This is a genomic window from Streptomyces sp. NPDC055955, from assembly GCF_042270245.1.
Taxonomy (GTDB): domain Bacteria; phylum Actinomycetota; class Actinomycetes; order Streptomycetales; family Streptomycetaceae; genus Streptomyces.
In genome coordinates, this window is the sequence record NZ_JBHJYS010000005.1 from 399697 (window position 1) to 415128 (window position 15432).

The following is a 15432-nucleotide window of genomic DNA, read 5'->3' on the forward strand; positions in this document are numbered from 1 at the left end:
TTGCTGAGCTGGGCTGCTTTTAGGCGAAGACCTCGTGGAGGGGCTGGGGGGTGACAGCAGGATCGGGCTCCAGCCCGGTCTGGTGATCGTCGGGATGACCCAGGAGCCAATCCCACAGCAGCACCGGATCTTCGAATTCGCGTTCAGCGCCGCAGTGGCAGACGGCCAGCAGCCTGTCGGTTCCGAGGATCCAGTGGATGCGGAAGACGCTGTCTCCGGTGAGAACAGCGGGGTGCAACGGGTTCATCGGGCCGTTGCCGCGGAGGGCTGCTCGATGTTGGCCTGCGCCATACGGGCGAGGATTCGGCGGGCGGCCAGGCCACCGGTGTCGATGTTGATGCTCAGCTCCTGGTAGCCGGCCTTCTCGGTGTTCAGGGACTGCTGGAGCACGTTGAGGGCGACAACGTCCTGCATGACCACGGTGTGGTTGTTCTCCCGCAGGAAGTCGGTGACCTCCTGGTCGCCGAGGGCGAAGTCGCGAGCCACGGCCCAGAAGTCGTAGGTGGTCGTCTCCGTCGACGGTGTAATGCCGTAGACGACCTCTGTGTGGAAAGCGTGCGGATCGCTGCCGCCAGGGTTCGGGTCAGGTGCGCCGACCGGGGCGATGCGTGAGTGCAGCAGGTAGAGGCCCGGCGCGTGGTACTCAATGTCCTGCCAGCGTGTGATGCGGCCCTCGATGCCGGTGGACTTGGCGTAAAAGGGCGGGCATTCCGCGTCGTCCATGTGCCGGCTGACGTAGACAATTCCGGCGGCGTCGTCGACCTCCGTGGTGATGGGGGTCTCCGCGACCTCAGGGGTGCCGATGTAACCACCGTGCAGGTACGTCTCGTGGGAGAGGTCCATGAGGTTGTCGACCAGCAGTCCGTAGTCGCCGTCGATGGGCTCCATACCGGAGACGACGGTGTAGTCGGGCGAGTCCATCCACGGGGCGCGCGGGGGCACTGTGTCGCCCGGATCACGGTCGCCGACCCACACCCAGACGAAGGAGTCCTGCTCGATCACCGGGTAGGTGTTCAGCCGGGCCGTACGGGGGATGCGCTGCTGCCCGGGAACGTACACGCACCCGCCGTCGTCGCCGTAGGTGAAGCCGTGGTAGCCGCAGACCACCCGGTCGCCGTCCAGGCGGCTGGGCGCCTGCGAGAGCGGGAAGCGGCGGTGCACGCAGCGATCGGACATGGCCACGACTCGACCGTCCTCGGTGCGGTACAGGAGGATCGGCTCGCCCAGGATGGTACGGCCCAGCAGCTCGCGGCCCACTTCACGGCCGTAAGCGGCGACGTACCACTGGTTGCGGACGAAGGCGGTCATCTTCAGTGCTCCTTGCTTTCGGGGGCCTCGGTGTCGCTCTGGGTCCAAGTGACCTGGAGACTGCGGCGGATGGGCAGCATGGCCAGGGGGAGGAAGTCCTGCTTCTGGTCGGGCACGGATCGCAGACCGGGCAGCCGCTCGTAGGCCACGCGCAGTCCAATGGCTCCCTGAGTACGGCCGAGGGGCGCGCCCAGGCAGGTGTGGCGGCCCTTGGTGAAGGCGTAGTGGTCGTGTTCGTCGAGCCCGTCGCGGTGGATGTCGAAGCGCATGGGGTCCACGACCGAGGCCGGGTCGGTGTTGGCACTGGCCAGCGCCAGCCACACAACGTCCCCTTCGGGGATGGTCACTCCGGTTATCTCCACGTCGCGCGTGGCCACGCGGGACGCGAAGGGCGCGGAGGGACGACGCCGTACGGTCTCCTCGAACACCCGGGCCCACAGGGCCGGATCGGCCTGCGCTTCGGCAAGTTGCTCGGGAGTCTCCGACAGGAAGAGGATCGCGTTGGCCATGGCCTGCGCCGTGGTGTCGGTGCCAGCCGCGGCGAACTCCGTGAGGTGCATGGCAATGCGCTCCACGGACAGAGCGGGGTTACCTTCCCGGTCCTTCGCCCTGGCCATCAGGGTGATGATGTCGCCACCGTCACTGTCTCGGCGTTCCTGTGCGAGGTGCCGCAGACGCAGCTGGGCAGCTGCGTAGCGGGCCCAGACCTCGCTGCGCTCGGGTTCCGCCATCGGCTCGCGGCCGCTGGCCAGGACCCGGAAGTGGTCGTCGCGCAGCTGGCGCATCATCGGCTCGTCAGCGGCGGACAGGCCGAGCAGAGCCATCAGCGTCTGGGTCGTCAGCTCCAGGCAGTACGTTTCCATCAGCTCGGTACCGCCGAGGTGGGCGAAGCCGTCGAGGATCCGGTGCGCGCGAGCCTCGATCTCCGGGGCGAGGGCCTCGATGACCGGCTTGAGGAATCCGCGCTGGGCGACCTTGCGGGCCGCCGTGTGCTTCGGCGGATCCATGCCGATCATGATCTCGGCCATCAGCTCCGGCGGCACGACATCGGCGTACTCATCGGGCACGGGAAGCCGTCCGCCGTTGGCCTGGCAGGACCAGGTCTCCCAGTCCATGAGGACGGCGTCGATGTCGGCCCGGCGGGTGACCACCCATGTGCCGAGGGCTTCGAGCCAGAAGACCGGGGCTTCTTCACGGGCCCGGGCGAAGACCGAGGCCGGATCGCGCAGATACGCGTCGCTGAACAGGTCGAACTCTGGCGGTGGGGCCGGGCGGTCGGCGATCTGAGTCATCTGTTGATCACTCCGAGTATGAGGGGAACGAGGGGCTCATCGGCATGGGCGCCGAAATCCCCGGCAGAGGGAGGGTGCCTCCAGCCGACCCGCCGGGAGAGGTCAGCTGGGAGCGGCTGAGTCAGAGCGCGGCGGCCGCGGCCAAGGTCGACAGTCGCTGGAAGCGGAGCACGTTCTCGCTCTCCTCCATGACGCCCGCGGTCAGGCAGGCGAAGGTCAGTTCCCGTTCGGGGTCCACCCAGAACAGCGTGGAGCCAGCGCCGTAGTTGCCATGCGTACGCGGGCTGGTGGTTGAGCCGAAGAAGGACGCGTGCGTGCCGGTTCCGGACAGGGCGAAGCCGAGACCGAAGTTGCCCGGCGGCACATCCCAACCTCGCGCCTGGGCCAGCGCCCGGTAGAGGTCGTTGGGCAGGTCGCCGGTCTGGTTGGTGGTGGCCAGATTCAGGACCGCTGGGGAGAGAACGCGCTTGCCTTCGAACTCGCCGCGACGGCGCAGCATTTCGGCGAAGGAGTGGATGTCATCGACCGTGGACACGGCGCCGACCCAGGGCATCTCGGCTTCCCCGGTGATGATCTCCTCCATCACCTCGACATCCGCGGTGGACAGCCATCCGCCGTCCGGGAAGCTGGCTCGGATGGGCACGTAGCGTTCAGCCCACTTCCGGGGGGCGCCGAGTGCCGTGCTGTCCATGCCCAGGGGCTCGAAGATCTCCCGCTTCATCAGGTCGCGCACGGACTCGGCGCCGGTGGCGCGGCGAACCATCTCGGCGATCAGCGCATGGTTCAGCGCCGGGGAGTAGTTGAGGGTCGTTCCGGGTTCGCCCACGACATCGAGCTGACAGATGGCGTCGATGACTTTGTCCAGTTCGCCCAGTTCATCGTATGGCAGCGGAGTCGGCGTGGTCACGAGGCCCGCACGGTGAGTGAGCAGGTGGGCAAGGTTGACCCTGTCCTTGCGCGCCGTACGGAACCGGTCACGGCCATAGAACTCGGGAATGACATCGACGACCCGGGTAGTGAGTGCCAGTTGTCCACGGTCGATCGCCTGCAGGGCGAGGACGTTGGTGAACGCCTTGGTCATCGAGAAGATCCGGTAGATGTCGTCGGCAGCGGCGGTGCGTCCGGCCTTGCGGTCGGACCAGCCGATCGATGCCTGAAGGCCGATCTCGCCGCGACGCGAGACGATGATGTTCGCGCCGTCGTACCGCCCGTCCTCGACGTCGGTCTCGATGGCGGCCTGGAGCCTGCGCAGGGCTGTGGCATCCAGTCCGTTGTGGTCTTCGTTGATCACAGTTGTGCCTCGTATGTGTGGGAAGTTCAGGACGGCAGGACCGGCTTGGTCACATGTACAGGCCACCGGACGGCGAAATAGTCTGGCCCGTGTAGTAGGCGCCATCGTCGGACGCGAGGAAGAGCAGGGTGCGGGCCAGCTCGTCAGGCGTGGCCGGCCTCTTGATCGGCTGCATCGAAACGATGCCTGCCACAATCTCCGGCGGCTGTGCGTTCAGCAGCGGGGTGTCCACCGCGCCGGGGGCGACCGCGTTGACCCGGATGTTGTGCGGGGCCAGCTCACCGGCCGCAGCCCGGGTGAGCCCCAAGACGCCCGCCTTGGACGCCGGGTAGTAGAGCGGCATGGGCGCGCCCACCAGGGCGGCAACGCTGGCGATGTTGACGATCGATCCGCCACCGCTCCTGCGCATCAGCGGAGCAGCCGCGCGCAGACAGTAGAACGGCCCGACCAGGTTGACCGACAGGACCTTGGCGAAGTCCTCGTCCGTGGTCTCGCTCAGGAAGTCGGGGTGGTAGGCCTCCCCTCGACCTGCGGCCTCGAACGCCTCCACGTTGATCTCGACCAGACGGTCGTTGGCCTTCTTCGTCGGCGCGTTGATGCCCGCGGCGTTGACCAGGACGTCGAGCCGCCCATGCTCACGTTCCACCGCGGCGAAAGCGGCGTTCACGGCGGCACTGTCGCTGACGTCCAGAGCGATGCCGTGAGCTCCGTCGACACCCTTGAGCCCGTCCTTGACCTTGTCGGCGAACAGGTCCGCTCCGATGACCGTGGCCCCCTCGGCGGCGAACAACCGAGCCGTCGCGGCCCCGATCCCCGAAGCGGCCCCGGTGACAAAAGCGATCTTTCCTTGCAGCTTCATCCGACTCCTCCTTGAGCCCTGCCGGTGAGCGGCAGAACTGGTGTGGTGCGGGCCACCATGCCACTTGACTAGACTCGCGTCTAGTAACAAGACAGAAGTCCAGTGGTAAATTTGCTGTCATGATCGCGACTTCGGTAGGTGGGGCTCCGCCGTGCCCTCGCCGGAGCGGGCAGCCGGCGAACGCAGGGGCGTGACACGAGTGACGGAAGCAAGCGATGCGGGTCAGTCGGCTGGTGAGTCCTTGCGGGAAGCCCAGAAGCGACTCACGCGAGAGCGGCTCGTCGATGCGGCCTTCGAGGCCTTCCGCGACAGGGGCTACGCGGCGGTGACCGCGGCACACATCGCCTCGGCAGCGGGAGCCAGCCGGGCCACGTTCTACCTGCACTTCCCGAGCAAGGCCGAAGTGGTTATCGCCCTGCTGGAGCGCATCGAGCCCACAGTGGTGACGGCCTACCGCCGTCTCGATGAGAACGAGGAGCTTTCCCTGGAGTCGGTCCGCGAGTGGCTTGACGGCGCTGTGGCCTGGTGGGAGCGCGACAGGCTCCGATTCGAAGCCTTCGAGCAGGCCTTGGCCATTGAGCCCAAGGTGGCAGCCCGCTGGTTCGAGAGTGTCCGCCGTGCGGCGGATGCCATGCCAAGGCATTTGGCCGCCTTCACGGAAGGGCCGGAGCGCGATCGGGAGCGTCTGCGTCTCGTCACGCTGATCACTCAGATGGAGAGGATCATGTACTTCACGGCTGTGCGTCAGGCTCCGCACGAGCGTGAGCAGTTGGTGGATGTGCTCGCCGAGCAGTGGTGGGACGTGCTGAAGCCGGCATGACCGGAGGTTCCCGAGGGCCGACACGGATGTGACGTGAGGTTCCACGGGCCAGGTGACGGATCCGAAGTGAACGGTCCCCCGGGGCCGTTCACTTTTTTCGGGCGGCGGCAGCATCCCCTCCACCTTCCGTTATCCGGAAGCGGCGCTGCCTAGGTGTGGTGGCGGACGGCATTCTGAACTCCGAGCGCGCCGCAAGCTGTTCGCCTCGCCTTGTTGGAGGAGCCGTGTCACCATTCCCGCGCAATCAGTGGTACGTCGCCGCGTACGCCCATGAGGTGGGCCGCGAGCTGTTCACCCGCACAGTGTGCGGAGAGTCGGTTCTCCTGTGGCGTACGGAAGCCGGCAAGGTCGCCGCGATGGCCGACCGCTGTGTTCACCGGCGCTTCCCGTTGTCGGAGGCGCCGAGCCGTCTGGTAGGTGACAGCGTCGTCTGCGGCTACCACGGCTTCACCTACGGTGCGGACGGCGTGTGCACAGCAGTTCCAGGCCAGGCCCGCGTGCCGCGCACGGCCCGGTTGAACACCTACCCCGTCAAGGAGCAGGACTCCTTCGTGTGGGTGTGGATCGGTGAGCGCGACAAGGCCGACGAGACCCTGATCCCCCGCAGCCCGTGGCTGGACTCGCCGGGGTACACGACTGTCTGCGGCATGGAGCCTTTGGCAGCCCGGTACGGGCTCCTCGTCGACAATCTGCTGGATCTGTCCCACGAGACGTATCTACACGGCGGCTACATCGGCACCCCTGAGGTGGCAGAGACGCCCATCACCACCGAGGTCGACGAGGCAGCCGGTGTCGTCTACGTCAGCCGGCACATGGACGACGCGGCGTGCCCGCCCTTTTATGCCAAGTCCACTGGGATCACCGGGCGCATCACCCGCTGGCAGGACATCGAGTACCACGCCCCGTGCCTGTATCTGCTGCACTCCCGCATCGCCCCCGTCGGTACGCCCGGCCCGAACCCGGACGGCACCGACCCGCATGCCTTTCACGTCGAGGTCGTCTACGCCATCACCCCCGAGACCGAGCACAGCACGCACGACTTCTGGGCCGTGGCCCGCGACTTCGCCCTGGAGGACCAGGAAGTCTCCGACTTCCTTCGGGAGAACAACCGCACCGTGGTTCTCCAGGACGTAGCAGCCCTGGACAAGCTCGAGCAGGTGACTGCCTCCGAGTCGGCTGGAGCCCAGGAGCTCAGCATCAACATCGACACCGGCGGACTGGCTGCCCGTCGCATCCTCAAGCGCCTGTCCGAGGCCAGTTCGGAAACGAGGGGTACGACCGAGCGGCAAGCCCTGGCTGCGCCATGAGCGTGTCCCGTTCTGCCCCCTTCGCCATGCTGACCGGTGACGCTGTCTACCGCGTCGTCCGGGTCCTCGGTACGAACCGCCTGCGCGATTGGTGCTGGTGCGGCACGTCCTACGAGGCGAGGGCCCGATTGAGTTGTGGGAATGACTGCTCACCCCCCTGACAACCATGTCGAAGGCTCAGCCAGCACAGGGAGCGGCCTCCCTCTGCGACCTGATGGCCGCTCGCCCACACCGGCTCTGAGATCTGAGAGGAGACGAGCCATGAACGGCAACCATGAAGACGCCGAACTCGACCTCGTGGTCACCCGCAGAGTGGCTGAGGCGGACGACGTCATATCGCTGGAACTACGTGATGCGAAAGGCGCAGTCCTCCCCGCTTGGACCCCCGGTGCCCACCTCGACCTGATTCTCGCCCCGGATCTGGTGCGGCAGTACTCTCTGTGCTCCGATCCCGCGGACCGCTCCGTGTGGCGGGTCGCCGTCCTGCGCGAGCCGGACAGCCGCGGCGGTTCCCGGCGGATCCACGACGAGCTGCGAGAAGAGAGCACCGTACGGGTCCGCGGACCGCGCAACCACTTCACGCTGGCCAAGGCCGAGCGCTACCTCTTCATCGCCGGAGGCATCGGCATCACACCGATCATGACCATGGTCGCCGCAGCCGAGGCGGCCGGAGCGGAGTGGGCCCTCACCTATGGCGGCCGCAGCCGAGCCACCATGGCCTTCAGCGGCCACCTGATGGCGACCTACGGAGAGCGCGTGGCGCTCCGCCCTCAGGACGAGTACGGGCTCCTTGATCTCGGAACTCTGCTCGGTACCCCCGACAAGGACACCTTGGTCTACTGCTGTGGGCCCGAACCGTTGCTGAAGGCCATCGACCAGCACTGTGCGGCGTGGCCGACCGGGGCGCTGCATGTCGAGCGCTTCGCGCCCAAAGAACAGAAGGTCCCGGTGCTGGACAAAGCCTTCGAGGTGGAACTCGTCCAAACCGGTGTCACGGTGACGGTGCCTCCGCAGCAGACGATCCTGCAAGCTGTCGAGAAGGCTGGTGTGCACGTGCTGTCCTCCTGTCAGGAAGGCACGTGCGGCACCTGCGAAACCCCCGTCCTGGCCGGGGAGGTCGACCATCGGGACTCTCTCCTGACCACGGCCGAGCAGGCCGCCATGGACACCATGATGATCTGCGTCTCGCGCGCCGCCTGCCCGCGCCTCGTCCTCGACCTCTGACCCCGGGGAGACCACGATATGAACAGCGACACCGTGGCCGACGCCAAGGTGCCCGCCCTGGACGACGACCCCTTCGGGCACGGCATCCTCACCGACCCGTACGACTTCCACGCGCGGTTGCGGGACGCCGGGCCCGTGGTCCGGCTGCCGCGCTACGGCGTGCTCGCCATGGGCCGGTACACCGAGGTCTACGCTTCGTTGCAGAACTGGGCGACCTTTGTCTCCAGCCGAGGGGCGGGGCTGTCCGACTTCAAGAAGGCGAAGCCCTGGCGGGCGCCAAGCCTGTTGCTGGAGGCTGACCCGCCGGAGCACACAATGCCACGCCGAGCGATGGCTGGGGTCATCTCGCCCCGTGCCGTGCGCGAACTGCGCGCTGCCTTCCGACTCTTCGCCGAGGAGCTGACCGATGAGCTGGTAGCGCGCGGCACGTTCGACGCGGTCACCGACCTCGCCGAGGTCTACCCACTGAAGGTGTTCCCCGACGCTGTCGGCCTGCCCGAGCGCGGTCGAGAGAACCTGCTGCCCTATGGCGCGCTGGCGTTCAACGCCTTCGGCCCGCACAACGACCTGCTCGAATCCGCACTGGCCACGGCGGCTCCGGTCCAGGAATGGATCATGAACAGCTGCCGCCGGGAGGCGCTGGCCCCCGGTGGATTCGGTGCCCGGATCTGGCAGGCCGCCGACCGCGGCGAGATCACCCACGAGCAGGCGCCGCTACTCGTGCGGTCCCTGCTGAGCGCCGGTGTCGACACCACCGTGTACGGCATCGCCAACTCCCTGTACGCACTGGCCACTCACCCCGAACAGTGGCAGCGCCTGCACGCCGAACCATCGCTGGCCAAGTTCGCCTTCGACGAGGCACTGCGCTTCGAATCACCGGTGCAGACGTTCTTCCGCACCACCTCGCACGACACCGAGGTCGCCGGGGTACGGATTCCGGAGGGCACCAAGGTGCTGCTCTTCCTCGGGTCGGCCAACCGGGACCCGCGGCATTGGGGAGTGGGCGCGAACACCTTCGACATCACCCACCGGGCAGGTGGTCACGTGGCTTTCGGCATGGGGGTGCACCAGTGCGTCGGCCAGCCCATCGCCCGACTCGAAGCGGACCTTGTGCTCACCGCACTCGCCACCCGGGTCCGCGGGATCGAACTCGCCGGGGAGCCAGTGCCGAAACTCAACAACACCCTCAAGGGCTGGGCGAGCATCCCCGTCCGTGTGACGCCCGCCTAGCGTCCCGAATCGGCCAGCTCGTCGAACGCGTCGCAGGCGGGCTTCTCCAGCTGCTTCCACAGATTCCCGTACATGTCTGCGGACCTCGACGACGGCCAGTCCGCAGGCAGATACCGCGCCGGCAAGCCGGGATCGGCACGAAGCAGATGCAGCCAATCGGCAACCAAGGAGGTCAGTACCGTGGCCGGATTTCCAACTGTCACAGATCCATGGCCCCACCGCCCCAGAAAGCGGTCGTGCTCGGCGCGCAAAGCCACCAGATCCCAGGCCCGGTCCACGAAGGCAGTCATCGGAGTGCCGGGAAGAGGCTGCGCGATGAAGCCGCCCGCCTCCGCCATGGCATCGGCCAGAGCGCTGATGGACACGATGTCGCTGAGATCGGGGCACCCCGGCGCGATCCACAGTCCGTCGCGCAGGCAGCCGAAGCCTGCCCACACAAGGCGTGCCCGGAGCTGGTCACGTACCTCCCGTCGGCTCTCGGGCAAGGAGAAGGTGAACAGTGTCCACGTGTCGTCGGCGTGTGTGAACGGCGACGGCGAACGTACTCGCTTGCCCGCGCCGCGGATCATCTTCTCGGCGTCGGCGGTGAGTCCGTAAACGGCGACCCGCCCCTCCTTCCGCTTGTCCAGCAGCCCTTTGCCGACCATACGGCTCAGCGTGGCACGCGTCGCCATCTCACTGACTCCGAGATCACCGAGCAACTCGATGAAGACGCGGGAGGGCGTCGGCCCCTCCCGACGGTCCAGGACGAACGTACCAAGCAGCGCCAGCAGCAGCTGCTGCGGGCGCCGCCGTGGCCCCGTCCCGCCGCTTGTCCCGGTGCCTTTCATGGTGCCTCCTTGTCGTCCCACAGCAGTGTCCCCCTCCGACACGCTGCCGCATCGAAGACCCCTTGCCGAGATTAAACACTCCATTGACGCCCGTAAGGAAAATACCTAACTTCCCCTGCACCCCCTCCAGGAGCCCACGTGATCTATCGCAGCCGCGTCTCCGGACTCCGCATCCCACACGCTCACCTCTCGGAACACGTCCTCGCCGATGCCGGGCTCCACGGGCAGAAGGAGGCCCTCATCGACGCGGAAACCGGTGAAGTCCTCACCTACGGGGACCTCGTACGAGCTGCGGACCGCGGTGCAGCCGCGCTTGCAGCGGCGGGCGTCCTGCCGGGTGACGTCGTCGCGATCATGAGCCACAACCAGCCCCGCTTCGCCGTAGCGGTGCACGCCACGCTCCGTGCCGGTGCGGCGGTTTCCCCGGTCAATCCGGTGCTGACCCCGGGAGAGATCGTCAAACAGCTCACGGACTCGCGAGCGCGCGTGCTCCTCGTGGCACAGCCCGTCGCCAACAAAGGCTTGGAGGCCGCTCAACGCGCCGGGGTCCGGGAGGTGTTCGTGATCGGGACGCACCCCGATGGCGGCTCCTGGGACGAAGCGGTGGCCAGCGCCCTCCCGACCCCTCCCATGCTCGACATGCACCCGGACCATGCCCTCGCGGCACTGCCGTATTCCAGCGGCACCACGGGTACATCGAAGGGCGTCATGCTGACGCATCGCAACCTGGTCGCCAATCTCGAACAGCTGCGCCTCGCCTGGCAGTTGTCCGAGAAGGACGTGCTGTGTGCCGCACTGCCCTTCTTCCACATCTACGGCCTGACGATCATCCTGAGTGCGGGACTGCTCGCTGGCGCGACCATCGTCACCCTGCCACGCTTCGGGCTGCGCCCCTTCCTCGACGCCGTCCAGCGCTACGGAGTCACCCGCGGTCACCTCGCCCCTCCTGTGGTCCTGGACCTGGCCCTGGCCGCGGAGGTCAACGAGTACGACGTGTCGTCGATGCGCACCGCGGTTTCCGGCGCCGCCCCGCTGGACGAGGAGTTGGCTGTCCGCGCCGAGGAACGCATCGGATGCGTGATCCGCCAGGGGTACGGAATGACCGAGGCCAGTCCCGGCACACACTGCGTCAGCGACGAGGACTTCCCAGTGACGCCGGCGGGCTCGGTCGGGCGGCTGCTGCCGGACACCGAGGCCAGGCTGGTCGACCCGGCCGGCGGCATGGATGTGGAGCCGGGAGAGGCAGGAGAGCTGTGGGTTCGCGGTCCACAGGTGATGGCCGGCTACCTGGCCGATCCGGAGGCCACCGCGGCGACTCTCACCGACGGGTGGCTGCGCACGGGCGACATAGCCAGGGTCGACGACGAGGGCAACTTCTTCATCGTCGACCGGCTGAAAGAACTGATCAAGTACAAGGGCTACCAGGTCGCACCCGCGGAACTCGAGGCCGTGCTGCTGTCCCATCCCGACGTCGCCGACACAGCGGTCGTCGCGGTGCCGCATGCAACGGGCGGTGAGGCGCCGAAGGCCTTCGTCGTGACGCAGCGGGCGGTCGCTCCCCAGGAACTCCTCGACTGGGTGGCCGCCCGGGTCGCGCCGTACAAGCGGATCAGGTCCGTCGAGTTCATCGATGAGATCCCCAAGTCACCGGCAGGGAAGATCCTGCGCCGCAAGCTCAAGGACTCCTGACGCCACCGCACGCGAAACGAGAGAAGAAGGAAGCGAACATGGACCTGACAGGCAAGGTCGCCGTCGTGACCGGAAGCGGGCAGGGGCTCGGGCTGGCGTACGCGTCCGCCCTCTCCCGCGCAGGCGCCCGTGTGGTCGTCAACGACATCAACGCCGACGCGGCCGAACAGGCGGTCAAGACCATCCGCGACGCCGGCGGTCAGGCCGTGGCCGAGGTGGCGGCGGTCGGCAGCAGCGAGACGGCGGACGCGCTGGTCGCCCGCGCTCTGGACGCGTTCGGCCGGCTCGATGTCATGGTGACCAACGCCGGACTGCTGCGCGACCGGGTGCTGTGGAACATGACGGACAAGGACTTCGACGCCGTCGTTGACGTCCATCTGCGCGGCACCTTCACTTGCGCCCGCGCGGCCGTGCGGCACTTCCGTACGGTGGGTGAGGGCGGGCGGCTCATCCTGGCCGGATCGCCCGCCGGACAGCGGGGCAACTTCGGCCAGACGAACTACTCGGCAGCCAAGGCCGGCATCGCGGCGATGGCCCGGACATGGGCCATGGAGTGCGCCAAGGCCCGGGTCACGGTCAACGCCCTGATTCCCAACGCGGCCACCGCCATGACCCGGTCAATTCCCTTCCTCGCACCGTACGTGGACAAGCTCGACCGCGGTGAGCCAATCCCGTCCGAGATCCGGCGAGCGTTGTCCTTCGGCGGGCCGGAGGACTGCGCGGGACTGGTCGTCTTCCTCGCCTCCGACGCCGCGTCCGAGGTCACCGGCCAGTGCATCGGCATCGGCGGCGCCCGCCTCTCGCTGTGGTCGCACCCCGCCGAGATCCGCACCTCCTTCCTGGACGGGGGCTGGGACGCCGATGCGATCGCCGAGTCCTGGGCCTCCGGCGTCGGTGAGCGCATGGAGACCTACGGCATCCCCGTGCCGGCCCTGCCCGACGCGTCCCAGGGGGCCGCGCGATGACCGCCACGCTCGATGTCGACGCGCTCACCGCGATCGACGTCCACGTGCACTGCGAAGTCTCCGAGGACGGACGGCCCTCGCTGCCCCCGGAGTTCCTCGCCGCCTCCGAGAAGCACTTCGGCCCGGGCGGCCAGCGCCTGCCGCAGCTGGCCCAGGTCGCCGACTACTACCGCGAACGCCGGATGGCCTGTGTCGTGTTCACCGTGGACGCCGAGTCCACCACCGGCTATCCGGCCATACCCAACGAAGAGGTCGCCGCGGCCGCAGCCGAACATCCCGATGTGCTCATCCCCTTCGCCAGCATCGACCCGGCCAAGGGGCGGATGGCCGTGCGCGAGGCGCGGCGCCTGGTCGAGCAGCACCAGGTCCGCGGCTTCAAATTCCACCCCACCATGCAGGCGTTCTTCCCGAACGACCGGGCGGTCTACCCGCTCTACGAGGTCCTGGAAGAACTGGGCGTGCCGGCGCTGTTCCACAGCGGCCAGAGCGGCATCGGCGCCGGGCTGCCCGGCGGCGGCGGTCTACGTCTGAAGTACTCCAACCCGCTGAACCTCGACGATGTCGCCGCCGACTTCCCGGACCTCGACATCATCATCGCCCACCCGTCCTTTCCCTGGCAGGACGAAGCCCTCGCAGTTGCCGCGCACAAACCGAAGGTATGGATCGACCTGTCCGGCTGGTCACCGAAGTACTTCCCGCCGCAGCTCATCCAGTACGCCAACACGCTGCTGCGTGACAAGGTCCTCTTCGGCTCCGACTACCCCTTGATCACCCCCGACCGGTGGCTACAGGACTTCGCCGAGCTGCCGCTCAAGGATGAGGTACGCCCTCTCATTCTGAAGGACAACGCCGTACGGCTGTTCGGCCTCGGCGACGGCAAGAACGACACCTCCGGAGCGCAGACATGACTACCAGCACCGATCGCACCACAGTCGCCGCGCCCGCCGATCTCCTGCAGCTCGTCGGCAAGCCGCTCGGCACCAGCGGCTGGCGTATAGTGCCCCAGTCCGACGTCGATCTGTTCGCCAAGGCGACGGGCGACGAGCAGTGGATCCACGTCGACGTCGATCGGGCGAAGGACGGCCCCTTCGGCGGCACGATCGCCCACGGCTACCTGACCCTGAGCCTGATCGCCCCGCTCTTCGAGAACGTCCTCACCGTCGAGCAGGTCAGCATGGGCGTCAATTACGGGCTCAACCGCGTCCGTTTCCCCTCACCCGTGCCCGTCGGAGCCCGAATCCGGCTCTCGGCGTCGCTCGCCGAGGCGGAAGAGATCCGAGGCGGCGTGCAGATCATCGTGGACGTGACGATTGAGCGCGATGGCGGCGAGCGTCCCGTCTGCGCCGCTCAGCTGGTCCTGCGCTACTACACCTGACTGGTCCACAGTCCCCACGCGGTGGCCAGCACCGCCCCGAACCGAGCTCGTGGTCCGGGGCGCGCGGGGGCGTGGCGACTGCTACACCCTGATCGTGACCAACGGAAAGTTCACCAGCAAGACTGCCCATTACCTTCCTCGCAGAGCCCGGTTCAGGCTCGCGGCCTCCGGGGCCGGTATGACTCGCTGCCCCGTCCTTGATGATCCGGGGGCTGTCGCCGTTCCTGGCCGCACCAGATGGTCGCTGATGAAAGCGTCTACGCCGACAGGCAGGGCTGCGTAATGTGGCTGCCGATCTCCGGTGCCTGGTGCGGGTGCTGGTGGTTGTAGGCATGCACCCAGCCCTAGACCGCGTCCTGGGCCGTGGCCCGCGATTCGAACGGCACCCTGCGCGAGGAATTCCTCGCGCAGGGTGCCGTGAAAGCGTCGAACTTGCCTGTGGTGGTGAGTGAGCGCGGCTTGGTCAGCCGCTGCGTGATGCCGTTCTCCCGACAGATCCGCTCGAACAGCACCTCCACCGGCTGCGGTCGGGTGTGGCGGCCGGTGAACTGCTTGCCGTTGTCCGTCAGCACCTCGAAGGGCACCCCGTAGCGACGCATCGCGGCGGTGAAGGCCGAGCACACCGCGCGGGCGCTGGCACCGCGACAGCAGAGGCGATCACGACGAACCGGGAATGGCCGTCGATACCTGTGACCATCTTGCACTCCCGCCCGTCGACCAACGGAACCCCGCCGACCAGGTCCATCTGCCACAGGTGCATGGGCGCCGCGCGCTGCCACCGGCGGTACTTGCACGGATGCTGCTGTTCCTGGGCTCGGACCAGGCCGTTGCGGGACAGCACCCGGTGGACCGTGGCCCGCGACGGCGCCGACTCCCGCCCACGGCCGACGAGTTCGTGGGAAATTCGGCGGCGCCCCACCGAGGAAGCTGGCGTCGCAGCTGGCAGATCTCAGCTTCCACCTCGGCGGACAGACGCGTGGGGCTGTTCCTCGGCCGCCGAGAGCGGTCCAACAGGCCGGGCATGCCCTCCTGCTCGAACCGCCGCCGCCATCTGTGGAGAGTCTGACGCGAGGTGCCGCACCGGGCCGCGACCTCACCAATCGGAGACCCGCCAAGCACCTCACGGACGGCCCGGTAGCGGTACTCGGCCAACTGCTTCACATCCACAACCACCGACGGAACCACCCCTGCCTCGCCGGTGGCTACAAAATGACGGACGTTCAGCCGAACGTGTCAACCATG

Annotated in this window: 14 protein-coding genes and 1 pseudogene; 8 read left to right on the forward strand and 7 right to left on the reverse strand. The window is 67.7% G+C overall.

What is annotated here, in order from left to right; genetic code table 11:
• Positions 1 to 19 precede the first annotated feature (19 nt).
• From ACFC96_RS13030 to ACFC96_RS13050, 5 genes are all read right to left on the reverse strand, one after another.
• Positions 20 to 247, reverse strand: a complete 228-nt coding sequence (locus tag ACFC96_RS13030) for a hypothetical protein (protein ID WP_376612079.1) — start codon at positions 245 to 247, stop codon at positions 20 to 22.
• Entirely contained in the window at positions 244 to 1308 is a 1065-nt protein-coding gene (locus tag ACFC96_RS13035; RefSeq protein WP_376612081.1) for a Rieske 2Fe-2S domain-containing protein, read from the reverse strand. Before ACFC96_RS13035 ends, ACFC96_RS13030 begins: the two co-directional genes overlap by 4 nt.
• Before the next feature lie 2 nt (positions 1309 to 1310).
• The gene (locus ACFC96_RS13040; protein ID WP_376612082.1) at positions 1311 to 2600 is read right to left on the reverse strand and encodes a cytochrome P450; all 1290 of its coding nucleotides are present in this window, start codon (positions 2598 to 2600) and stop codon (positions 1311 to 1313) included.
• Between the two features lie 121 nt (positions 2601 to 2721).
• Positions 2722 to 3996: a serine hydrolase domain-containing protein gene (locus tag ACFC96_RS13045; protein ID WP_376612084.1), complete on the reverse strand. Its 1275-nt coding sequence runs from the start codon at positions 3994 to 3996 to the stop codon at positions 2722 to 2724.
• Positions 3941 to 4750 carry an SDR family NAD(P)-dependent oxidoreductase gene (locus tag ACFC96_RS13050; protein ID WP_376612086.1) on the reverse strand — a complete coding sequence of 270 codons (810 nt, stop codon included), beginning with the start codon at positions 4748 to 4750 and terminating at the stop codon, positions 3941 to 3943. Before ACFC96_RS13050 ends, ACFC96_RS13045 begins: the two co-directional genes overlap by 56 nt.
• 199 nt (positions 4751 to 4949) lie before the next feature.
• On the opposite strand from ACFC96_RS13050, the gene ACFC96_RS13055 reads away from it, so the two are divergent.
• The 4 genes from ACFC96_RS13055 (at position 4950) to ACFC96_RS13070 (ending at position 9331) form a co-directional block, all read left to right on the forward strand.
• Positions 4950 to 5570 (forward strand): TetR/AcrR family transcriptional regulator, encoded by a 621-nt coding sequence (locus ACFC96_RS13055; protein WP_376612088.1) that lies wholly within the window; start codon positions 4950 to 4952, stop codon positions 5568 to 5570.
• 224 nt (positions 5571 to 5794) lie between these two features.
• Entirely contained in the window at positions 5795 to 6877 is a 1083-nt protein-coding gene (locus ACFC96_RS13060; RefSeq protein WP_376612089.1) for a Rieske 2Fe-2S domain-containing protein, read from the forward strand.
• Between the two features lie 261 nt (positions 6878 to 7138).
• Positions 7139 to 8101, forward strand: a complete 963-nt coding sequence (locus ACFC96_RS13065; RefSeq protein ID WP_376612091.1) for a PDR/VanB family oxidoreductase — start codon at positions 7139 to 7141, stop codon at positions 8099 to 8101.
• An 18-nt stretch (positions 8102 to 8119) separates the two neighbouring features.
• Positions 8120 to 9331 carry a cytochrome P450 gene (locus tag ACFC96_RS13070; RefSeq protein WP_376612093.1) on the forward strand — a complete coding sequence of 404 codons (1212 nt, stop codon included), beginning with the start codon at positions 8120 to 8122 and terminating at the stop codon, positions 9329 to 9331.
• Here the strand turns inward: ACFC96_RS13070 and ACFC96_RS13075 are convergent.
• The gene (locus tag ACFC96_RS13075; protein ID WP_376612095.1) at positions 9328 to 10161 is read right to left on the reverse strand and encodes a PaaX family transcriptional regulator C-terminal domain-containing protein; all 834 of its coding nucleotides are present in this window, start codon (positions 10159 to 10161) and stop codon (positions 9328 to 9330) included. The genes ACFC96_RS13070 and ACFC96_RS13075 overlap by 4 nt on opposite strands.
• Positions 10162 to 10299: 138 nt before the next feature.
• Between ACFC96_RS13075 and ACFC96_RS13080 the strand changes: the two genes are divergently transcribed.
• The 4 genes from ACFC96_RS13080 to ACFC96_RS13095 are packed head-to-tail and all read left to right on the forward strand — an operon-like array spanning position 10300 to position 14190.
• Positions 10300 to 11850 carry an AMP-binding protein gene (locus tag ACFC96_RS13080; protein WP_376612097.1) on the forward strand — a complete coding sequence of 517 codons (1551 nt, stop codon included), beginning with the start codon at positions 10300 to 10302 and terminating at the stop codon, positions 11848 to 11850.
• A gap of 38 nt (positions 11851 to 11888) precedes the next feature.
• Positions 11889 to 12815, forward strand: coding sequence for an SDR family NAD(P)-dependent oxidoreductase (locus ACFC96_RS13085; RefSeq protein ID WP_376612099.1), 927 nt, complete (start codon positions 11889 to 11891; stop codon positions 12813 to 12815).
• Positions 12812 to 13723, forward strand: coding sequence for an amidohydrolase family protein (locus ACFC96_RS13090; RefSeq protein WP_376612100.1), 912 nt, complete (start codon positions 12812 to 12814; stop codon positions 13721 to 13723). Before ACFC96_RS13085 ends, ACFC96_RS13090 begins: the two co-directional genes overlap by 4 nt.
• Positions 13720 to 14190, forward strand: coding sequence for a MaoC family dehydratase (locus ACFC96_RS13095; protein WP_376612102.1), 471 nt, complete (start codon positions 13720 to 13722; stop codon positions 14188 to 14190). Before ACFC96_RS13090 ends, ACFC96_RS13095 begins: the two co-directional genes overlap by 4 nt.
• 347 nt (positions 14191 to 14537) lie before the next feature.
• On the opposite strand, the pseudogene ACFC96_RS13100 reads toward ACFC96_RS13095, so the two are convergent.
• Positions 14538 to 15375: pseudogene (locus ACFC96_RS13100) on the reverse strand (IS481 family transposase); the annotation flags it as partial.
• Positions 15376 to 15432 lie beyond the last annotated feature (57 nt).